20 protein-coding genes are annotated in these 21481 nt (G+C 68.3%); 3 read left to right on the top strand and 17 right to left on the bottom strand.

The features are described 5' to 3' along the window. Positions 1-8: 8 nt before the first annotated feature. Complete coding sequence (locus CKW28_RS03650; protein ID WP_003926408.1) at positions 9-1073, bottom strand: acyl-CoA dehydrogenase family protein; 1065 nt, start codon at positions 1071-1073, stop codon at positions 9-11. Between the two features lie 45 nt (positions 1074-1118). Here CKW28_RS03650 and CKW28_RS03645 point away from each other — a divergent pair, with 45 nt between their 5' ends. Further along, complete coding sequence (locus CKW28_RS03645; protein WP_003926409.1) at positions 1119-2273, top strand: acyl-CoA dehydrogenase family protein; 1155 nt, start codon at positions 1119-1121, stop codon at positions 2271-2273. Positions 2274-2321: 48 nt separating this feature from the next. Here CKW28_RS03645 and CKW28_RS03640 read toward each other — a convergent pair whose 3' ends face one another. From CKW28_RS03640 to CKW28_RS03590, 11 genes are all read right to left on the bottom strand, one after another. Then, entirely contained in the window at positions 2322-2717 is a 396-nt protein-coding gene (locus CKW28_RS03640; RefSeq protein WP_003926410.1) for a Zn-ribbon domain-containing OB-fold protein, read from the bottom strand. Then, positions 2717-3898 (bottom strand): thiolase C-terminal domain-containing protein, encoded by a 1182-nt coding sequence (locus CKW28_RS03635; RefSeq protein ID WP_003926411.1) that lies wholly within the window; start codon positions 3896-3898, stop codon positions 2717-2719. The genes CKW28_RS03640 and CKW28_RS03635 overlap by 1 nt, the downstream gene beginning before the upstream one ends. A 90-nt stretch (positions 3899-3988) precedes the next feature. Next, positions 3989-4810 (bottom strand): mycofactocin-coupled SDR family oxidoreductase, encoded by an 822-nt coding sequence (locus tag CKW28_RS03630; RefSeq protein WP_003926412.1) that lies wholly within the window; start codon positions 4808-4810, stop codon positions 3989-3991. Between the two features lie 53 nt (positions 4811-4863). Beyond that, positions 4864-6330 (bottom strand): aldehyde dehydrogenase family protein, encoded by a 1467-nt coding sequence (locus tag CKW28_RS03625; protein ID WP_003926413.1) that lies wholly within the window; start codon positions 6328-6330, stop codon positions 4864-4866. Positions 6331-6369: 39 nt separating this feature from the next. Next, positions 6370-7638: a cytochrome P450 gene (locus CKW28_RS03620; RefSeq protein WP_003926414.1), complete on the bottom strand. Its 1269-nt coding sequence runs from the start codon at positions 7636-7638 to the stop codon at positions 6370-6372. Positions 7639-7705: 67 nt separating this feature from the next. Further along, positions 7706-8017, bottom strand: coding sequence for a hypothetical protein (locus CKW28_RS03615; protein ID WP_003926415.1), 312 nt, complete (start codon positions 8015-8017; stop codon positions 7706-7708). 85 nt (positions 8018-8102) lie between these two features. Beyond that, entirely contained in the window at positions 8103-9602 is a 1500-nt protein-coding gene (locus CKW28_RS03610) for a class I adenylate-forming enzyme family protein (RefSeq protein ID WP_003926416.1), read from the bottom strand. 97 nt (positions 9603-9699) lie between these two features. After that, entirely contained in the window at positions 9700-10314 is a 615-nt protein-coding gene (locus CKW28_RS03605; protein WP_064774574.1) for an MspA family porin, read from the bottom strand. A gap of 88 nt (positions 10315-10402) precedes the next feature. Then, complete coding sequence (locus CKW28_RS03600; protein WP_110844464.1) at positions 10403-12310, bottom strand: ABC transporter ATP-binding protein/permease; 1908 nt, start codon at positions 12308-12310, stop codon at positions 10403-10405. Positions 12311-12393: 83 nt separating this feature from the next. After that, positions 12394-12828 carry a nuclear transport factor 2 family protein gene (locus CKW28_RS03595; RefSeq protein WP_040547204.1) on the bottom strand — a complete coding sequence of 145 codons (435 nt, stop codon included), beginning with the start codon at positions 12826-12828 and terminating at the stop codon, positions 12394-12396. A gap of 57 nt (positions 12829-12885) precedes the next feature. Continuing rightward, a complete protein-coding gene (locus tag CKW28_RS03590; protein WP_040547206.1) occupies positions 12886-14121 on the bottom strand; it encodes a CaiB/BaiF CoA transferase family protein in 1236 nt (411 codons plus the stop codon). A gap of 258 nt (positions 14122-14379) precedes the next feature. On the opposite strand from CKW28_RS03590, the gene CKW28_RS03585 reads away from it, so the two are divergent. Continuing rightward, entirely contained in the window at positions 14380-15054 is a 675-nt protein-coding gene (locus CKW28_RS03585; RefSeq protein WP_003926421.1) for a TetR/AcrR family transcriptional regulator, read from the top strand. Between the two features lie 42 nt (positions 15055-15096). On the opposite strand, the gene CKW28_RS03580 is transcribed toward CKW28_RS03585, so the two are convergent. Then, the gene (locus tag CKW28_RS03580; RefSeq protein WP_235653880.1) at positions 15097-16173 is read right to left on the bottom strand and encodes an LLM class flavin-dependent oxidoreductase; all 1077 of its coding nucleotides are present in this window, start codon (positions 16171-16173) and stop codon (positions 15097-15099) included. 173 nt (positions 16174-16346) lie between these two features. Between CKW28_RS03580 and CKW28_RS03575 the strand changes: the two genes are divergently transcribed. Then, entirely contained in the window at positions 16347-17138 is a 792-nt protein-coding gene (locus CKW28_RS03575) for a crotonase/enoyl-CoA hydratase family protein (protein ID WP_003926423.1), read from the top strand. A gap of 96 nt (positions 17139-17234) precedes the next feature. On the opposite strand, the gene CKW28_RS03570 is transcribed toward CKW28_RS03575, so the two are convergent. Genes CKW28_RS03570 through CKW28_RS03555 form a run of 4 tightly spaced genes read right to left on the bottom strand, consistent with a single transcriptional unit; the run spans position 17235 to position 21474 of the window. Beyond that, positions 17235-17993: an SDR family NAD(P)-dependent oxidoreductase gene (locus tag CKW28_RS03570; RefSeq protein WP_003926424.1), complete on the bottom strand. Its 759-nt coding sequence runs from the start codon at positions 17991-17993 to the stop codon at positions 17235-17237. Between the two features lie 39 nt (positions 17994-18032). After that, positions 18033-19181, bottom strand: coding sequence for an acyl-CoA dehydrogenase family protein (locus CKW28_RS03565; protein ID WP_003926425.1), 1149 nt, complete (start codon positions 19179-19181; stop codon positions 18033-18035). 8 nt (positions 19182-19189) lie between these two features. After that, positions 19190-20347, bottom strand: a complete 1158-nt coding sequence (locus CKW28_RS03560) for an acyl-CoA dehydrogenase family protein (RefSeq protein WP_003926426.1) — start codon at positions 20345-20347, stop codon at positions 19190-19192. Further along, positions 20344-21474: an acyl-CoA dehydrogenase family protein gene (locus CKW28_RS03555; RefSeq protein WP_003926427.1), complete on the bottom strand. Its 1131-nt coding sequence runs from the start codon at positions 21472-21474 to the stop codon at positions 20344-20346. The genes CKW28_RS03560 and CKW28_RS03555 overlap by 4 nt, the downstream gene beginning before the upstream one ends. Between the last annotated feature and the right edge of the window lie 7 nt (positions 21475-21481).

Genomic DNA, 21481 nt, shown 5'->3' with positions numbered 1-21481 from the left:
GATACTACTTAGTAGGTTGATTCCTGGGCAACCGACTCGGGGCGAATCGCTCCCACGGCCGCGTGGACGGCGTCCAGCTGCTGGTCGGCGGTGCCGAATTGGGACGCCAGCGCGACCGACCGGCGGAAGTGCCGGTGGGCGGGGTGCTCCCAGGTGAACCCGATCCCGCCGAAGAGTTGAATCGCCGCGCGGGCGACAGAGCCATAGCCGGACGCGGCGGTCACGAGCGCCAGCGGCGCCGCCCAGGCCAGGGTCTCCGGCTCGGCGTCGACACACCAGGCGGCGTGGTAGGCGCCCGCCGTGGCACGGTCGAGTTCCAGCAGCATGTCCACCGCCCGGTGCTGCACGGCCTGGAACGAGCCGACCGGGACACCGAACTGCTGCCGGGTCGAGACATGTTCGACCACCGAGTCGAGGGTCGCCCGCATACCGCCCACCGCCTCGACCGCCGCGAGGGCCTGCGCACGCCGCCGCGCCAGGGTGACCGCCTCGCCGGCGTCGCGGGCCAGGACGGTGCCCAGCACGTCCGGAAACGCCACCCGCGCCGCACGCCGGGAAGGGTCGACGCCCTCCCGTGGCTCCATCCGCACCTCGGACGCGTCCACGTGCACGACCGCGCCGTCGGCGATGACGAGCAGGTCGTCCGCCAGTTCGGCATCGACGACGGCCGCCGCCGTACCGATCACGGTGTCGCCCTCGAGCCGGACGGCGGGATCCTCGACCACGGCCGCCGCCCGGCCGGACTCCGCGACATCACGCAACACCTTGTGCGCGACACCGCCGAGGGCCGCCAGCAAACCGTTGGCGTATCCGACCGACGTCAACAGCGGCGCGGGATAGAGCACCCGGCCCGCCTGCTCGAGCACGGCGGCCAGGCCGACGACACCTCCGACGCCCCCGAACTCCTCCGGCACACCGAGCAGGTGCACCCCCAGGGCCTCGACGGCGTGCCCCCAGGCCTTCCGGGCCGCCTCAGGCCCGGCGTCGACTTGATCCATCGGGGCTCCGGAGACGAAGAAGCTCCGGGCCACCTCGGCGAGTTCCTGCTGCTGTTCATCGAATGTAAAGCGCATCACCACATCCTAGGCCAAAACATACTACGCAGTATCATGCTATCCATGGACCTGAACCTCTCCGAATCTGAGCGGACCTTCCGTGGGCGCGTCCGGGCCTGGCTCGCCGACGCGCCGAGACCCGATGGCCTTCGCGACTACGGCGCGACTCCGACACTGGAGGACCTGCCGGCCGCCCGGGAATGGCAACGCACGCTGCTCGACGCCGGGTTCGCCGGGTTGTCCTGGCCGCGGTCGCACGGCGGCACCGAAGCCACCCCGGTCGAACAGGGGATCTGGGCCGAGGAGACCGCGCGGGCCGGGGTTCCGTTGCAGATCAATCTCTTCGGCCCCGAACTGGCCGGGCCGATGATCATCAAGTTCGGCACCGAGGCGCAGCAGCAGCGATTCCTGCCCAAGATCCTGCGGGCCGAGGACATCTGGTGCCAGCTGTTCTCCGAACCGGAGGCCGGTTCGGACCTCGCCCGGCTGCGCACCCGCGCCGAACCGGATGGTGACGGCTGGCGTGTCCACGGCCAGAAGGTGTGGACCTCCGGGGCGCACTACGCCGATCTCGGGTTGCTGCTGGCCCGCACCGGCGGCGGCGACCGCCCACACGACGGGTTGACGTTCTTCCTGCTCCCGATGGACCGGCCCGGGATCGAGGTGCGGCCACTGCGGCAGATGGACGGCCAGTACAAGTTCAACGAGGTGTACTTCGACGGGGTGTACGTCGGGCCGGAGGATGTGCTCGGGGAGGTCGGCTCCGGCTGGCGGGTGGCGATGTCGACACTGGGCCGTGAACGGATGATGATCGGTGCCAACGCCGTACGTTTCACCCAGGCGCTGCACGACTTGTGGTCTGATCTCGACGCCCGGGGGCTCACGGCCGGCGACGCCGTCCGGCGCCGGTGGACCGATCTGTGGTCGCGCAGTCAACTGTTGCGCCTGCAGTGGTTCCGGGTGTTGTCGCTGGTGAGGTCCACCGATGACTCCCGCACGTCACTGCTCAAACTCACCGCCACCGAGCTCGAACGGGACATCACCGTCTTCGCGCAGGAGACGCTCGGGCCCGATCTCGTGACCGGCAGCGCCTGCGCACGGTGGCGGGACTGGCTGCTCGCCGCGCCCGGCCAGACCATCGCCGGTGGCACGTCGGAGATCCAGCGCAACATCATCGCCCGGCGCGTCCTCGGACTGCCGACGGGCGCCGGCCGCTGAGCGGTCCGCGACCGGCCGCCCCGTCCGATCGGGTGGTCCGGTCGGGTGCTACTCCTGCGGCGCCCAGTTGAGCACGGCGGTGTCGTCGACCCGTTCCACGATGGCGACCATCGGCATTCCCGCCCGTAGCGCCGGCCGGCCGGGCAGGTGCCCGAGGAGCCGGACCTCAGGGTACTCGTGGACGCTGACCAGCACCAGCGTGTACGGCACCGGGAATGCCGGATGCAGTTGCCGCTCGACGACTGTCCAACTGTAGACGGAACCGCGGCCGGAGACCTCCCGCCAGTCGGTCCGCCACGACCCGCAGAACCGGCAGTGCGCCCGCGGCAGGTGCAGGACCTGATCACACCGGCTGCAGAAGCACAGCGCCAGGGCACCTTCGCGCGCGGCGGCGAAGAACGGACCGGTCTCGTGGTCGTCGGTGTAGGGCACCGGACGCGTCATCACGGCCTCCTCAGGATCATCGCGCTGGTCGACACCGGGATTCCGGATGTCACCAGACACACTTCGGCCCCCTCGACCTGATTCGGCGACGTGCCGCGCATCTGCCGCACTCCCTCGACGACGTGGTTCATCCCGTGGATGTATCCCTCGCTCAGGTTTCCGCCGGCGGTGTTGATGGGCAACCTGCCGCCGGGGCCGATCGCGCCGCCGGCGGCGAAAGCTCCGCCCTCCCCCTTCGCGCAGAACCCGTAGTCCTCCAACTGCATCAGCACGGTGATCGTGAAGCAGTCGTACAGTTGCGCCACATCGATGTCGTCCGGTCCGAGGCCGGCACGCCGGTACAGCGTCCGGGCCGCCCACGCGGAGGGCTGTGTGGTCAGTTTCTCCCGCAGCAGCACCGGATAGATCAGACCCGGCTGCGGGCGTTCCGGCGCGCCCTGGGCCACCGCCCGGATGAGAACCGGCTGCTGGGCCAGATCGGCCGCCCGGTCGGCCGCGGTCACCACGACGGCGCACGCGCCGTCGGTCTCCAGACAGTAGTCATAGAGGCGAAGTGGCGCCGAGATCATCGGACTGGCCTCGTATTCCGCCATTGACAGGGTGCGATCGCGCATCTGTGCGTTCGGGTTGTTGTTGGCGTTCGCCCGGCAGGTGAGCGCGATCGCACCGAGATCGGCCGGCTTCGTGCCGAACTCGATCATGTGGCGTTGGGCGATGATGGCCCAGACCTGACCGGGCGTGTTCAGTCCGTACGGCAGGAAGAACTCGTCGTAGCTCCCGTGACCACCCACCGCCGGCGCCGGGCCGCCCTGATCGGCACTGCCGAGCCGTCGGCCTGACCGACCGTTGAGCGACCGGTACACCACGACGTTGGTGGCCTGTCCGCTCAAAATCGCCGCGACCGCCTGCCCCACCATCGCCGACGGAGCGGCACCACCGATGCCCACCGTGCTCCAGTAGGTCAATGGCAGGCCCATCACCTCGGCGAGGTCGTTCGGCAGCACATCGTCGTAATCACAGCGCACCACCCCGTCGATGTCGCACGGTCGCAGACCGGCGTCGGCGATGGCCGCGGCTATCGCCTCGGTCGCCAGCCGCACCACGCTGCGACCGGAGTTCTTCGAGAACTCGGTGGTCCCGATACCCACGATGGCGCAGGCGTCCCGGTGGTTGAACTCCATGGATTCCTTCTCACACAGGGGCTGGGCGAGCAGGTGCCGCGAACACCGCCGGGGGAGGCGGTGTCCGCAGCACGTCGGGTAGCGGCCGCCTCAGCGGGCCACCGCGCCGGCATCGACCGGCAGCGTCACCCCGGTGACATATCGCGCCTCGTCCGAGCACAGCCACAGGATCGCATTGCTGATGTCCATCGGCTGGACCTGGGGAACCGGCAGCATGGTCTGCCACGTCGACACGGTCTCCGGATTCTCCTGTGCGTACTGGGCGAACGCGACGTTCTCGATCATCGGCGTCGCACAGCCGCACGGGTGCACGGTGTTCACCCGGATGTTGTGTTTCGCGTAAGTGGTGGCGTACGCACGCATCAGGCCGACGACACCGTGCTTGGCCGCGACGTAACCGTCGCAGCCCGCGGTGCCCGTGGTCTGTCCCTTGAGCCCCGCGGTCGAACTCGTCAGGACGATCGATCCGCCCTGCCCCTGTTCCACCAGTTTCGGTGTGGCGACCCGCAACGTGTTGTAGACACCGGTCAGCATCACAGCGATGGCGTCATCGAACGCCTCGTCGGTGTCGGACACCTCGCCCAACGCCGGCATGATGCCGGCGTTGCCCAGCACGATGTCCACCCGACCGAACTCGGCGTAGCCCGCTTCGAAGGCGTCGCGCAGGCCCTTGCGGTCCCGCACGTCGGCCTTGGTCGCCACGATCCGTCCACCGACCGCTTCGACCTGGTTGCAGGTCTCCTTGAGATCGTCCTCGGTGGGCAGGTCGTACAGCAGGGTGTCCATCGAACCCTGGCAGGAGTCGACCGCGATGATGCTCGCGCCCTCCTCCGCCAACCGCACGGCGTGGGATCGTCCCTGTCCGCGTGCCGCGCCCGTGATGAACGCGACCTTGCCCTGCACCCGTCCCATGTCTTCCTCCTCTGTTCTCGCTGCGATCAGCCGACGTCACGCGGTTTTCTTGCTCAGCCGCCCGCGATCGGCCAGATGATCTGCTTCATCTCCAGGAACTCGTCCAGACCCCATTCGCCCCATTCCCGGCCCAGGCCACTGGCCTTGAACCCGCCGAACGGTCCGGTCTTGCCCATGGATCCACCACCCCCGTTGATGGCGACCATCCCGGTGCGGATCCGCTGTGCCACGCGCAGAGCGCGCTCGACATCGGTGGACCAGACCCCGCCTCCGAGCCCGAAGTCGCTGTCGTTGGCGAGTCTCACGGCCTCGTGCTCGCTCGTGAACGGGATCACGACGCCCACCGGCCCGAAGATCTCCTCCTGGGCGATCTTCATCTCGTTGCGAACCCCGGTGAACAACGTCGGTTCCACGAAGTACCCGCGCTCGAGATGGCTCGGGCGACCGCCGCCGAAGGCGATCTCGGCGCCCTCGTCCACGCCGGCCTTGATGTAACCCTCGACCCGGTTCCGCTGCGCTTCGCTGATCAGCGGGCCCATCATCACCGACGGGTCGGCGGGGTCTCCGACCTTCAGCGCCGCCAACTGTTTGTTGACCCAGTCCACCAGCTCGTCGTGGATCGACTCCTCCACCAGCGTGCGGGTCAGCAGCGAGCAGCCCTGACCGGCATGCAGCGTGAACTCGCCGACGACGTGCGCGGCTGCGGCGTCGAGGTCGGCGTCGGCGAAGATGACATTGGCCGACTTCCCGCCGAGCTCGAGCACCACCTTCTTCAGCGTCGCGGACGCCTGGTTCATCACCTGTCGGCCGACGGTGTCCGAGCCGGTGAAGCTGACCAGGTCCACCATGGGGTTGGTGGTCAGCTCGGCACTCTCCTCGGCCCCGCCGGTGACGATGTTGAGTACGCCGGGAGGCAATCCCACCTCGTCGGCGACCTCACCGAGCACCAACGCCTCCAACGGGGTCAACGGTGAGGGTTTGAGCACGACGGTGCAGCCCGCCGCCAGCGCCGGCGCCAACTTCATCACATTGAGGAACAACGGGAAGTTGAACGGAGTGATCAGCGCGGCGACGCCGATCGGCTCCTTGGAGATGATGCCCTGCCCCGGGCGGAGGTCGAAGCTGGGCAGCATCGGCTCGACGAACCTGAACTGCGGCAGAACCCGGTCCGCGACGTCGGCGCAGACCCGCAACGGAACCCCCACCTGCAACATCTCGACGATCCACTGGGGGCTACCCGTCTCGGCCCGCACCAGATCGACGAGTTCGGATCTGCGGCGCTGCAGCACCTCGGCGATACGCCGGATGACCGCCGCCCGCTCCAGAGGCGTCATGCACGGCCACGGACCCTCATCGAAAGCGGTGCGGGCCGCGGCGATGGCCCGCCGGATGTCGTCGAGCGAGGCGTCCGGGACGGTACCGATTGTCTCCTCGGTCGCGGGATTGACGACGGTGAGGGCCCGGCCACTGGTCCCGGTGTCCCACTTTCCGTCGATGTAGAGGTCGTACTTCCAGGTCACGGTGTTGTCCTTCGGTTGAAATCGATTGGCGCGCAATGGTCAGATGGCGATGCTGCTTCCGCGGCGCTCACCGGGGGTGAACGTCATGGGCAGCCGGACGTAACCACGGTTCACCCCGAAGCTCGGATAGGGCTCCACACCGGACTCGTCGATCGAGAAGTCCGGCATCCGTTCCAGCACCTGCTCCAGCACCGTCTGGAAGACCAACCGTGCGAAGTTCGACCCCAGACAGCGGTGGATGCCCAGACCGAAGGTGGCATGGCGGTTGGGGGCGCGGTCCAGCCGGATCTCGTGCGGCTCATCGAACACCGCGGGATCCATGTTGCAGGCGGCCCAGTTCAGCAGGACCCGGTCACCGGCCTGTAACCGCTGCCCGTTCATCTCGAGTTCCCGGGTGCACGTCCGGGCATTGCCGGTGACCGGTGCGAACACCCTGAGGAACTCCTCGCAGGCCGTCGTCATCAGCTCGGGGTTCTCCCGGAGTCGGCGGCGGGCATCGGGGTTGGCGCCGAGCCATCTGATGGTGCTGCCCAGCACCGAGGTGGTGGTGTCCACGCCGCCGATCATCAACAGCATCCCGCCGCCCAGCTTCTCCTGCGGCGTGAGTGGCTCACCGTCGATCTCGGCCTGGCACAACGCGGTCAGCGGGTCCTTGCCGGGGTGATCCGGATCGCTGCGCACCTCGATGGCCTCCTGAAGCCTGTCGATGCACCAGCCCATGTCCGCCTGGGCCTTGTCGTGGGCGGGGCTGCCCGGCACGGCGGCGAGCAGCAGGTGGTTGGCATCGGCGAACCGACGCCAATGCTCCAGCGGGAAGTCGAGCAGCATCATGGTCAGCAACGCCGGTATCGGCGAGCCGAGGTCTCCGACGAAGTCGCACCTCCCCGCCTCGATGACACGGTCGATACAGGCGGTGGTGACGTCCACCATCATCGGCTTCCATTCGGCCGAGCGGGCCGGTGTGAAGAAGGGCGCCAAGACCCGGCGCACCTTGGTGGTTCTGGGCGGGTCCTGCTCGGTGAAGCCGAATTCGAAGGGTTGAGGTGGGATGGTGACGCCCTGGTATCCGGTCCGTACGCCGGAGATGTCATGGTCGGACGAGAACGTCCGGGCGTCGCGGGCCGCTTCGGCCATGAGCTCATATGACGTGATGAGCCAGTAACCGCCGTTGGCCTCCGAATAGGCCACCGGACATGCCGACCGTAACCGGTCGTACGTTTCGTGGTACCGCTCACGCAGTTCGGGCGCGTGGTGGTTGAAGTCGACAACGGTGCGTTGTGACTGGCTGGTGTCGATGTGCAGGGTCATTGTGCAGTGCCTTTCTCTACTGGTCTCCGGTGGTTCCGCGACCGGGGCCGGGGGCCGGGCGTCGCCGTCAATCCGATGCGGGCAGGGGGGTGACCGTTTTCAGGGCGAGGGGCCGGTCGCCCACCGACAACGACCCGTCACCCGCCTTGGTGCAGAGCACCTCGAGGCCCAGATCCGGGTCGGCGTAGCGTTTCCCGAGCACCGTCCCGCCGGCGAAGCCCGGCGCCGGCTCGCCGCCGGCACGTTCGGCCTCCAGCGGGAGCATCGGCGCTCCGCCGCAACGGAGATCGACCGCATCAGCCGGCGTCCGCACGATGACCACTTCCGTCGCGCACACCGCGCTGCGGAGCCGCATTCCTGCTTTGAGCGACACACCCATATCTCATCTTCCATCCTGCTCAGTATGTTGTTTTTTGGAGAAAGCCGACTTCTCTGTCCATGGCATTCCGGCAGCGCCGCCGGCGTCAGCCGCTCATCGCGACTCCCTCGGTCAGTTTCTCGACAATGTCGCGTCGCAACACTTTCCCGGTGGCGTTCTTCGGCAGGTCATCGACGAACACCACCTCGTCCGGCGTGCGTGAGCCACGCAGGCGGGCATGGCACCACTCCCGCACCTGATCCGGTTCGGCGTGCGAACCGTCGACCGGAACGATCACCGCACAGATGCGTTCGCCCCACTCCTCGTCCGGCAGACCGACGACCGCGACCTCCCGCACACCGTCGTGGTGGACCAGCACATCCTCGATCTCGGCGGGCGAGATGTTCTCCCCACCACGGATGATGGTGTCGTCGGCCCGTCCACCGATGTAGAGGAATCCGTCCTCGATGCGCGCCCGATCGCGGGTGGGGAACCAGCCGGAGCCGTCCAGGACCGAGCCGCTGCCCAGATACTCGCCGCTGACCTGAGCACCCCGCACCCACAGCAGACCGGTCTCCCCCTCCGGGAGGACGGTGGTGCCGTCCTCATCGCGGATCTGGACCTCGACCCCTGGCACGATCCGGCCGGCAGAGGACAGCCGGTGCCGCAGCTGCGAATCAGACATCGCATCGCGGTGTTCCTCCGGTCCCAGCACCGCGATCGTCGAGCTGGTCTCGGTGAGACCGTAGGCGTTGATGAACCCGGTGTCGGGAAATGCCCGCAGCGCGCGCTCGAGAACCGACTGGGGCAACCGGGCGCCGCCGTACGCCAACGACGCGAGGGTCGGCACCCGCGCAGGCTCACCGTCCAGATACTCGACGATGCGCGCGAGCATCGTCGGAACCACCATCGCGTTCGTGATCCGCTCCTCGCGGACGGTGGCCAGCCAATCCGCCGCGGTGAAGTCCGGCAGGTACACGATTCGCCGGCCGGCGTAGAGGTTGCTCAGCACCGCCCCCATCCCGGCGATGTGGTAGGGCGGGGTACTGATCAGCATGGCCTCTTCGTCACCGGCAGCGCCGAATTCGACTGTGTTGAACAGATAGGCCGACAGCTGGTGATGCCGGAGCAGCACCCCCTTGGGGGCCGACGTCGTCCCTGAGGTGAACAACACGATCGCGGTGCCGTCGTCGGGCGCCGGTGGGTGATCGACCCGTCCGGCCCCCCGCGCGGTCGCGACGAACTCGTCACTGGTGAGCACATGCTCGGACGCGCCCTCGAGATCTGCCCGGTAGGCGCTGTCGGTGACGATCATCGGGCGGTCCAGTTGCGCGATGAGCGCCCGCATCTGATCCGACGGCAGCCGATAGTTCATGGGCGCCAGGGGTATTCCGGCCTTCGCCGCTGCGAACATGAGGACGGGGATGATCGGCCCGTTGACCCCCACGAAGACGAGGTGCTCCACACCGCGGTCCCGCAACAGGCCGGCGCCCCCGGCGGCCATGTCGTCGAGCTGACGGTAGGTGAGGCCGGAGTCCCGGCGGCCTACCGCGACCCGGTCGGCCATGGCGGACACCGCCATGTCGAGCACGATTTCGATTCCCATGCACCACCTCTGAGGAAGTAGGGATGACGACCGATGGTGGGTGTCCGCGCCGGGCACAGCCCGGACACCCACCAGGTCGGTGCGATCGCGGTTGCGGTCACACCTCGTTGGAGATGCCGTAATAGGCGACGACGGCGTCGTTGCTGTGGGTCGAGCGGGTCAGGATCGCATACGACCGGACCAGTGCGGGACCCATGCAGTCGACCTGGATGCGGTAGTCGCTGACCACCGCCGACGGGTTCGCGGACTGGAATTCCTCCTTGCTCACCTGGACATTCGTCACGGCGGGCTTCAACGCTGCGAGCATCCCGGACGGCACACACTGGATCTGGTAACCGACCTCGAGGGTCCCCGAGGGAGTCGGCGCCGTTCCACCGTTGGGCGAGCGTAACGTCCCGTTGAACAGGCCGCTCACCACGAAATCGCGGGTGGCCAATTCGGGTGTCAACGGTGGCACCGGCGTGAGGGTCTCGCTGTTCGCGGACACCGCCAGCGTCCAACCGTCGGCGGACTTACCCGTCGCCGGCTCGGCAGACGGCACCGGGACAGCGGCAGGTGGTGGTGGCGGCGCGTCGGCGACGGGTTCGGCCATCGCGGGTGCGGGCGCTACCAGGGTGGCACCGGCGAGCGCCACGCTCAGGGCGTTCAACCACCCGCGGCGGGTGCGTGGCCGCGTACTGACGCCCTCGCGCACCGAGACTGCGTTCTTCACATTTTCCTCCCTGTTTTCGTTACGGGGCCTTTGATCCGTTTGGCCCTTTGGTTCGTGATCTGGGCCTTTGATTCGTGATGTGAGCTGGTCACTCAGGTATCGTCCGGTGCCGATGGCTGGGCGGTAAGAACCTGCGCAGAGTGCCGAACCCGCTGTTCACCATGGGATTCCAGCGTTCCCCCGGTACCGGCCACCGGCCCGGTCGACGGTGCAGGGGGTCGCGCTTCGCGCAGTCCGGGTTCCCGGCCCGACTGGGTGTGGTCCGTGCCCGTAGCGGACTGCGCAGAACGGCGTTGAGCCGGATCCTCCACCTGGTGACGCCGATCAGCGCGATGCCCAGCACCACCAGGAACACCATGTTCGTCACCCATCGATCGGTGTCATGCACCCACAGCGCATCCCGGGCGGGGAGCAGCGGTGCGACGTTGAGCAGATCGGTCGTCGACGCCGAGGCGGCGAAACCCCAGCGGGCCGGGACGAATCGAGACAGATGGTCCAGACCGAACCGGCCGCTGACCGGGATCAGCCCACCCGAGAACACGATCGACAACATCACGGCGATCACCAGCGCGGGCAGGATCTGATCCTGGGATCTGACGGCGGCCGACAGCGCCAAGCCGGTGATGGCCGACACCGCCGCGGTCACCGCGAGCGTCACGTACAGTTCCACGACGGGGTGGCCGAGGAGCAGGGCGCCGCGGTCGGGCCTTCCCTTGCCGAGGACGACGATCGCGGTCAGCACGGCCGTCTGCGCGGCGGCGATACCGCAGTACACCACAACCTTCGCGGTCAGATAGGCCGACGCCGACAGACCGACCGCCTGTTCGCGCCGGAAGATGTTGCGTTCCCCCACCAGGTCTCGGATGGTCAGTGCCATTCCCATGAAGACTGCGCTGATGTTCAGCAGCATCAGCAGCTGCGCCGGCTCGTTGGGAGCCGGTCCACTCGGGTCGGCGACACCGAAACCGACGTCACCCGGCACCACCAGAGTCAGCGCACCCAGCAGGTGCGGCATCAGGATCAGGAACAGCAGGTACCCCCGGTCGGCGACGATGAGCCGCAACTGCCGACGCACCACCGTCCAGACCTGCCCGAGCCGCCGGGGCCGCCGGCGGGCCACGGTGTCGCGACGCCACAGCGTCTGTGCCGGGCGGTCCCCGGCGCTCTGCCGGGCGAGAAACCGCCGGTGGGCTGCTTCGGGGTCGGCTCCGATCCGCGCGAAGATCTCGGCCCAGTCGCTTGTGCCCATCACTTCGGCGATGCCGCCGGGGCGCCCGTGGTACGCGGTCTTCCCGGCGGAGGTCAAGAACAGCACCCGGTCGCAGACGTCGAGGTAGGCCAGACAGTGGGTGACCACCAGTACCACCCGGCCCGCATCGGCCAACCGCCGCAACATGCTCATCACCTGGCGGTCGAGTGCGGGGTCCAGTCCCGACGTCGGCTCGTCGAGGATCAGCAACGCCGGCTCGGTGAGCAACTCCATCGCCACCGATGCCCGCTTCCGCTGTCCGCCAGACAGATCCGCCATCCTGGTGTGCGCGTGGTCGGTCAGCTCGAGCTCCTCGAGCACCCGGTCCACCGCCCGCTGCCGGTCGGCGGGACCGACCTCCGGCAACCGCAGTTCGGCGGCGTAGCGCAGCGCCTGCCTGACCGTCAGCAGCGGGTGCACCACGTCGCGCTGTGGGACCAGCCCGATCCTGCGCCGCAGCACCGCATAGTTGGTATGGATGTCGTATCCGTCGAATGTCACCGCCCCCGTGGTCGGTCGGACCACTCCGGCGACCAGGTTGGCCAGCGTGGTCTTGCCCGCGCCCGACGGACCTATGATCGCCGTCAGCGACCCGGGGCAGGCCGTGAACGACACCTCGCTGAGAAGCTGGCGCCCGTCCGACAGGGTCAGTCCGACCAGCTCGACGTTCAGCCCCCCGGACCAACCCGCATCCGAGGCGACGCCCGCGCCCGCCGGCGAACTCGCCGATACGCTGTTGTGCACCATCACGGCTTCCGTGCTGTCCACTCGGACCGGCATGTCACCGACCGCACAGGCTTCCTCCGTCGCATCCAGCGGCCCACGCCCGACTATCCCCGCGACGCCTCGTCACCCCGGCCGGCCGGAGTGAGTGCGGCAGTGACCACGGTGGGGTCGAAGTACTCCCGCCAGAGCGTGCACCTTCCGCTGTCGTCGAACTCGAACAACGCGATGTATCGATTGGCGTAGTCGTTTCCGACACAGGTCTTGCCGACACCGCGGTACTCGGTGACGACCGTCGCCGGATCGCTGGTCGGTAGGTGGTTGCGCTCGACGAAGGTCACCTCCGCGTAGAGCTTGGGTATCACCCGAAGGAACCGCTTCAGCTCAGCGCGTCCCGCCATCACCGTCGGGTACCCACCCGGCCGGTACGGCAGCTCCAGGCACCCGTCATCGGCGAACAGCTCGAGTACCGCGTCGAAGTCGAACTCCTGTACCCGATCGAGGATCTCGTCGACGCGCTGGACGATGGTGATTCCACCCACACGGACTCCTTCGTTGACATGACCGGACTGTCCGGTGATCGCTGCGCCCCCCACGGCTCATGTGATCACCCGCTGATCCTTCAGGCGCTCGATCTCCTCCCATTCGAGACCGTTGTCGAGCAGCACCTCCTCGGTGTTGGCCCCCAGCTCGGGAGCCGGCCGGAGCCGGGGCGGCCCGTCGCCGTACTGCACCGGCGCCGGAACCAGCGAGATCGACCTTCCGCCGCCGTAATCGACGGCCTGCAGATAGCCGTTGGCCACCACCTGGGGATCGCTGCGCGTTTCGGCGCACTGCTGGATCACCGCCCACTGGGCGCCCTGGGCCGACAGGACGGCCTTCCAGTGTTCGAGTGTCCGTGTGGCGAAGATCTCGTCGAGCAGCTTCACGCACGCAGCGCTGTTGGCCGCTCGCGCGTCGTGGTCGGCGAATCGCTCATCGTCGGCCAGCTCGGGGTGTCCGATCGCCTCGCAGAATTCCCTCCAGTGTTTGTCGGCGTGCAGCACGGTCAGACCGATGTATCGGCCGTCGGCGGTGCGGTAGGAGTTCACCAGCGGGTTGGTCGTCTCGAACCGGTCGAGCCAACGGAACTCGGGCTCACCGGTGACCTCGGTGGCGACGATGCTGGGCTGCATCATCCACATTCCGGTGGCCAGTAGCGACCCGTGCACGGCCACTCCCGCACCGGTCCGTTCCCGGTGCAGCAGTGCCGCGGAGATCCCCCCGGCAAGCGCCACCCCACTGGACAGATCCCCGAAGCCGGGACCGGGCAGCTCGGGGGGATGCCCGCCCGCTTCGGTGAGCGCCGACGCCATGCCGGTCCGATACCAGAACGAGGTCTGATCGAAACCGCCGGCCGCGTTCTCCGGCCCGTGGTGGCCCTGACCCGACCCGACTGCGTAGACGATCGAGGGGTTCACACCGCGGATGTCGTCCTCGGTGATACGGAGCTTCTCCCGGACGCCCGGCAGGTAGCTGGTGAGGAACACATCCGCCGACTTCGCCAGTTCGAGCACGAGCCGGCGGCCATCGTCGGTGGACACGTCGATCCCGACCGAGCGCTTCCCCCGGTTGGCCAATTCCCACATGAAGGTGAAACCGCCGGTGCCAGGGGGGATCCCGCCGATGGTGATCCCACGTGACGGGTCACCGTGCGCGGGATGCTCCACCTTGATCACGTCCGCACCCCAGTCCGCCAGGATCGCTCCGGCGGAGGGCACGTAAGCAAAACCGGACAGCTCCAGCACCCGGATTCCCTCGAGGACCTGCACGGAACGACCCGCCCGGTCACCCATCGGCCTCCACCTCCATGTGGTCCGTCTCATTTCCCGCGGCCAACACCAGATACTACGTAGTAGGTTGTTTAACGGTAGCACCGGAAGTGTGTCACATCACACAGATAGTGATCTGGTTCACATTTCTGCCGGTTCAGTGCTTGACGACCTGCAGTTTCCCCTCCCCCGGGGCAGCGCCGACGACGACTACGACCTACCGGGTAGTACTTTGCGCTATCGTGAGTGGGCGGTCCGACTACCGCTCGAAGGGGATGGGACTTGACCGGTGAATCAGACGCCGACACCGTCGCCGACTCGGCACGGCGCCGCCGGCTGACGGCCCGCCAGTCCGCCGGCCGCAATGAGGTGCTGCGGGCGGCAGCCGAGGCGTTCACCACCCGCGGCTATGCCGCCACCTCGATCGACGATATCGCCGACCGGCTCCACGCCACCAAAGGTCGTGTCTACCACTACTTCCGCACCAAGGGCGACATCTTCATCGGTATCCACAAGCGGGCCCTCGAGATCTCGTTCGACAGCATTCGCGACGCATCGGACTCCGACGCTCCCGCGTCCGAGAAGCTGCACCGCATGGCCCGGGCCCATGCCCTGATGATGTTGAACGAGCCGACCTTCCTGCGGCTGGCCGGTCAGCACGCCGAGATGAACCTCGCCAGCGAAGGACGCACTCCGAGGGAGGACGTCGACGAGATCCGCACGCTCCGGCGCGAATACGAGGCGCGGTTCGAGCGGGTGATCGCCCGGGGCATCGAATCCGGCGAGTTCAAGGCAACGGACTCCTACCTGATGGCCAAGGCTGTTCTGGGGACGCTGAACTGGATGAGCAGGTGGTACCACCCGGGCGGCGACACGGACGAAGACCGATTCCGGATCGCCACGTCCATCGCCGATTTCGTGGTCAGCGGTCTCAGACCGACCGAGGCGGACGGCTGAGCGCGCGACAGCCGTCGTCCCGGATCTCACCCCTCGGCATTTTCACTCCTCGGCGTTCAGGGCCGGAACCACCTCGCGGGCCAGCAACCGTACGGATTCGAAGGTCGCCTCCCGCGAGACACCCGGGAACGTCATCCCGAGAATCAGATGTGGCTGCACGTGCTCCGGCAGCCGGGCGAGAATCCGCCACCAGGGCCGCAGTTGCGCGACGCACTGTTCGGGGGTCCCCGCCACGAACTGCGGCGGCTTTCCGGTCTCGTCGGCTTCGTATTCGAATTCCTTGCCCTCGAGGGCGGGCAGATCGCCGCTCTCGACAAGCCAACTGCGGTACTGGCCCGCGACATGCGCGACACCGGGACGCACCGTCTCCCAGGCATCCCGCGCCGCGACGAAGGCATTGACGGTCACAGCCACGTGGAACGGATCGGTCCGGGAGTCCAGTCCAAGAGCCGCCACCCGTTTCTCGAGCCCCCGCCAGTGCCGGAGTTCCGGTGCCAACCAGCCGTTTCCGAGTCGCACCGCGCGCCTGAGGCCCGCTTCAGCGAACGCGCCCACCAGCACCGGCGGGCCGTCCTGCTGGAACGGCAACGGCGTGACGGGCGGCGTCTTGTAGGTACCCAGTCCGTGATGCTCGACGGGCTTTCCCGACCAGGCCTGGCGCAGCACGTTGATCAGATCGTCGAGCCGACGCCCCCGCTCCTGCCGCCGGCGGCCCAGGCCCGCGAACTCGACATCACGGTATCCGAGGCCGAGCCCCAGCATCAGCCGACCGCGGCTGAGCTGATCGACCACCGCAGCGTCCTCGGCGAGCCGGATCGGATCGTAGAGGGGACCGATCATGACGTTGGTGGACAACCGGATGCGGGAGGTCCGTTGGCTCAGCGCGGCCAGCACCGTCATGGGTGACGAGAGGAAACCGTCCGCAGCGAAATGGTGTTCGGCCACCCACGCCGAGTCAAGCCCCTCGTCCTCGGCCAGCACGCAGGTGTCGAGCAGCATCGTGAGCGCCTCGGTGCTCTCGGCGGCGGTACCGCTGCGCGTCTGGGCGGTGAGCGCACCCAATCCCACCTCGACGCGCGGTCTTTCGACGCCTTCCGGGCCACTGCTGCGCTCGACCACGAGGCCACCTCCTGTGTCGCGGGGAGCGTGCTTGCGCACGCAAACAATAGACATACTACTGCGTAGGTTTATTATTGCGCACGACCACCCTTTGATCCACAGAATCGAGGAGACAACGGCATGTCCGACGGTGAAACCATCCGACTCGACCACATGATCCGGACGGCGTCCCGATGACCGCCCCGACCACTGCCCGACAAGCGACCGACCCGGTCCTCGTCTCGGCCGACTCGCATGTGCTGACCATCACCCTCAACCGGCCCGACGTGCACAACGCCGTCAACCTCGACATGGCGCAGCGGATCTCGGACGCGCTCGACCGCCTCGACGACGATCCCGACCTGCGGGTGGGAATCATCGCCGCCAACGGGCGCTCCTTCTGCGCCGGCATGGACCTCAAGGCGTTCGCCCGTGGCGAGGTTCCCCGCCCCGAACCGCGGGGGTTCGCCGGAATCGTCAAACAGCCGCCGGCCAAACCCCTCGTCGCCGCGGTCGAAGGAGCCGCCGTGGGTGGCGGTTTCGAGATCGTCCTGGCCTGCGACCTCATCGTGGCGTCGGAGTCCGCGCGCTTCAGCCTGCCCGAGGTCACCCGGGGGCTCACCCCCAACGGCGGCGGGCTGCTCCGGCTGCCGCGCCGGATTCCCCACCACCTCGCGATGGAGCTGATCCTGACCGGCCGACCCGTCACAGCCGCACGCGCCGCCGAACTCGGGCTGCTCAACCGGCTCACCCCGCCCGGCAGCGCGCTCAGCACCGCCCGCGAACTGGCCGCCGTCATCGCCGCCAACGGCCCGCTGGCCATCCGTGCCGCCAAGCGCGTGGTGGAGGAATCCCCCGACTGGCCACGCACGGAGATGTTCACCCGCCAGGAGGACATCGTCGCCCCGGTACGCAGCTCCGCCGATGCCGCCGAGGGTGCGCGAGCATTCGCCGAGAAGCGGATGCCGCTCTGGCGGAACCGGTAGAAAATGAGGAACCGCCCCGGTGAACGCCGGGGCGGTTCCGCTGTTGGCGACCATGCGACGATCCGGTGGCGACGGATCGTCGCGGATCAGTACGGATCAGTACGGTGTGCCGCCATCGACCCTCAGGATCGCACCGGTGGTGTAGCTGCTGGCATCGGTGGCGAGATACAGCGCCGTCCCCACCACCTCATCCGGCTCACCGATGCGGCGCAATGCGTACTGCTCGATCTCGGCCGCGGTCGCCTCCTCGTCCCAGTACTTGGCGACGTCGGTGCGGAACCGGCCGACCATGATGCAGTTGACCCGCACCCGGGGACCGTACGCCCGTGCGAATGACACGGTGATCGAGTTGAGACCGGCCTTCGCCGCCCCGTAGGGAATCACGTTGGCACCCGGGTTCACTCCGGAAACGCTGGAGATGTTGATGATCGACCCGCCGCCGTCGGCCTGCATGCGCTCCCCGAACAATGCCGTCAACCGGAAGGGTCCGCGCAGATTGACGCCGAGCACCTTGTCGTAGAGCGCTTCGGTGACGTCGCTGGGCTTGTCGTACAGCGGTGACATCCCGGCGTTGTTGACCAGCACGTCGACCCGGGGGAAGGCCTCATAGGCGGCGCGATACAGCGCGTCGCAATCCTCCCAGTTGCCGACGTTCGCGGCGATGGGCACGGCACGGCGACCGATGGTCTGCTCGATCTCGGTGGCGAGTTCCTTGCAGCTGTCGAACTTTCGGCTCGCGATGATCACGTCGGCCCCCGCGCGCGCGAATCCCAGCGTCATCGCGCGGCCGAGTCCGCGGCTACCACCGGTGACGAGGGCGACCTTCCCCGCCATCGAGAGATTCGGATTCTCCATCTGTCCTCCTTGAGCCGGCACATCCGGCTCGTCGGTGTGTCAGGCTTTGGTCAGCGCATCCCACAGGCCTGCGCCGCCGGCGTTCATCGCCAGCTGGCCGAGTTGATCGGCCCACGTTCTCTCCCCACCCCATTCACTGCGCCAGGACCACAGCCGGGAGGTGGTGTGGCGCAACGCGTGTTCGTAGGTCATACCGATCGCACCGTGCATCTGGTGGGCCGTGGCCGCCCCCACCGTCGCGGCCTGGGCGGTACGGACCTTCGCCGCCGCGACCGCGAGCTCGGCCTCCGGCGACGCGCACCCGCGTTCGGCGCAGATACGGACGGCGGCGTCGGCCGCGGTCCCGGCGGCCGCTGCCTCGGCGGCGAGCAGCGCCATGCTCTGCTGCACCGCCTGGAACGCGGCCAGGGGCCGACCGAACTGCTCACGTTCCCTGACGTACTGGCTGGTCTGGCTGACCAGCCCGGACATCGCCCCCGCGCTCGACACCGCCCGAGCCAGTGCCCCCCGCAGGCGCAGCTCCCGGGCCGCACCGATGACCGCGGCCTCGGCCGCAGACGACGGCAACACCGTGTCGACGAGGAGGTCGTCCCGCGCCTCACCGGCGACGTTGCGCCCCGGCGTGATCCGGCAGTCCGCCACCGGAATCGACACCACCAGCTCGGGGGTTGCGCTCTCGGTTCCGTCGGTTTCCGGCCGATGCGGGGCCGGCGCCGCCAGCGCAACGACCGTGCGGGCCTGTCGGGCGAACGCCACCCTCGTCAGTCGACCGACCACCCGCACCCCACCGTCGGCCGGAGTCGCGACCAGATTTCCGGCGCCGACCGTGGTGAGCCCGTCACCGAGTCGGCCGCCGGACGTCTCCAGCAACCAGCCGGCCAAGCCGACCTCCGCCAGCGGGACGGCCACGGCGTGCCGGCCGACGGCGCGCAGCAGCACGGCGGCTTCGCGGAGTCCGCCGCCACTGCCACCCGCGGACTCTGCGATGCCGACGTGTGCGAAGCCGTTGTCCACCAGGTCTTCCCACACCGCCTGATCCCACAGCGATTCGTCCTGTGTGGATCGGCCGGAGTGCTGCCTCGAATCCCGGTGCGCACGCCCCTCGGCGAGCAGCTCGTCGACGACCGCGGCGAGCTCGCGCAGATCGGTTTCGTCGGGCCCCGCGCCCGGGTCGGTTTTCGGGCTCATCTCCGCACTCACCGCAGTCCCATCCCTCGCGCCACCATCGATCGCAGCACCTCACTCGTTCCACCCCGGATCGTGAAGCCCGGCGCCTGCAACACCGCCTCGGCCAGCAACCTCGGCAGACCCTCTCCACCCGGATCCGGCTCGAGGTCGAGCAGAAGTTGTGCGGCGGTGACGATCTCGTTCTCGAACCGGGTGCCCAGATCCTTCACGAGCGCAGCAGGCACTTCCTGCGCCACACCGTCGGCCAGCGACACCGCGATTGCCAGCGACATTCGCCGCAGCGTCCACAACCGTGCGATCAACTTCCCGATCTCGGTGCCGCTGCCCCGGTCACCCCGTCGGGCGAGTTCATCCACCAGCGTGGTCAGCAGGGGAAACGTCGACAGGAACCGTTCCGGGCCGCTGCGCTCGAAGGCCAGTTCGGAGGTGACCTGACGCCAGCCCTCGCCGATCTCGCCCAGCACCATGTCGTCCGGGACGAACACCCCGTCGAGGTGCACCTCGTTGAAGTGGTGCTCGCCGGTCAACAGCGGGATCGGCCGGATCTCGACCCCGGGCGAATCGAGCAGCACGATGAACTGGGACAGCCCGGCGTGGCGGCTCGGTGATTCTGCCAACGGTGTACTGCGCGCGAGCACGAAGAAGGCATGGGCCCGGTGCGCGCCGCTGGTCCAGATCTTGGTGCCGTCGATGCGCCAGCCGCCGTCGACCCGGGTGGCCTTGGTCCGCACCGAGGCCAGGTCGGAACCCGAGTCCGGTTCGCTCATCCCGATGCCGAAGAAGCACTCCCCCCGCGCGATGGCGGGCAGGAACCGATTACGTTGTGCCTCTGTGCCGTAACGCAGCAGCGAGGGACCGATCTGCCGGTCGGCGATCCAGTGTGCGGCCACCGGAGCGCCGGCCGCCAGCAGCTCCTCGGTGACGACATAGCGCTCGAGCGTGGACCGTTCGTGACCGCCGTAGCGTGCCGGGAGTGTCATCCCGAGCCAGCCCCGGCCCGCCAGTCTCCTGCTGAACTCCGGATCCCACCCGACCAGCCAGGCATCGCAGCGGGGGGTGAACCGGCCGGCGGCACGCTCCTCGTCGAGGAATTCGCGGACCTCCGCCCGCAGTTCCGGCGCCACCTCGACCGGGGCGGACGCCGGCAGCCGTTCCACGGCGGTCATGCCTGCGGCTCCCGGGGCAGACCCAGGACGCGCTGGGCGAGGATGTTCTTCTGGATCTGGGCCGAGCCGCCGTAGATGCTGCCCGCGCGGCCGTAGAGGTAGCGGTCGAACCACTCCGAGCGCGGATGCGCCCGGCGATCCCGCAGCAGTTCGAGACTCGCCCCCATCAGATGCTGCTCGACCTCGGTCATGAGGAGTTTGTCGATGGAGCTCTCCGGCCCCGGCGCGCCCCCGGCCACCCGGGCGCTCAGGCTCCGCAGGCTGTGCATACGCAGCACCTCCAGATTCGCGGCGATCCGGCCGATCCTCCGCAGTACGGCCGGATCGTCACGCCGGTCGGCGAGCTCTGTGACGAGTTCGGCGAACGCATGCTCGAACTTCGCCTGGTATCCGATGTCGACCGCGCCACGTTCGTAGGACACCACCTCCATGGCGATCTTCCAACCATCGGTCGGCGCGCCCAGCATGTTCGCCGCGGGCACCCGCGCCCCGTCGAGGTGGATCTCGGCGAACTCCTCGTCCCCGTTGGCCAGCACGATCGGCCGGACCTCCACCCCCGGGAGGTCGAGCGGGAGGATGAAGGCGGAGATGCCGCGATGCCGCGGCGCGGCGTCATCGGTGCGAGCCAGCAGGAGGCAGTAATCGGCATAGGCGCCGAGGCTGGTCCAGGTCTTGTGACCGGTGATCACGTAGTCGTCGCCGTCACGAACCGCCTTGGTGCGCAACGACGCCAGATCGGAGCCGGCACCCGGTTCGGAGAACCCCTGACACCAGATCTCGTCACCGGAGAGCAACGGGGGCAGATAACGCCTGCGCTGTTCCTCGGTCCCGTGGCTGAGAATCGGCCGGCCCAGGTGGGAGACCGGGATGGTGGTCGGCGCGTTGGTGCGGCCGAGCTCCTCGCTGAGGATCGCCTCCTCCATCGGGCCCAGACCCTGACCGCCGTATTCCTTCGGCCAGGACAGCGCGACCCAACCGCCTTCATACATCTTCTTCTGGAAGGCGCGCATCCCGGGCCAGCGGTCGGCCAGCGCGGCCGGTTCGGGTTCGGCGGGCACGTTGTCGCGCAGCCAGGCGCGCAGCCGGGCACGGAAATCGGCTTCGGCCGGCGAATCAAGCAGATCCATGGGAATT

Source organism: Mycolicibacterium thermoresistibile (genome assembly GCF_900187065.1).
Taxonomy (GTDB): Bacteria; Actinomycetota; Actinomycetes; order Mycobacteriales; family Mycobacteriaceae; genus Mycobacterium; species Mycobacterium thermoresistibile.
This window is presented reverse-complemented; position numbering and strand designations above follow the sequence as displayed.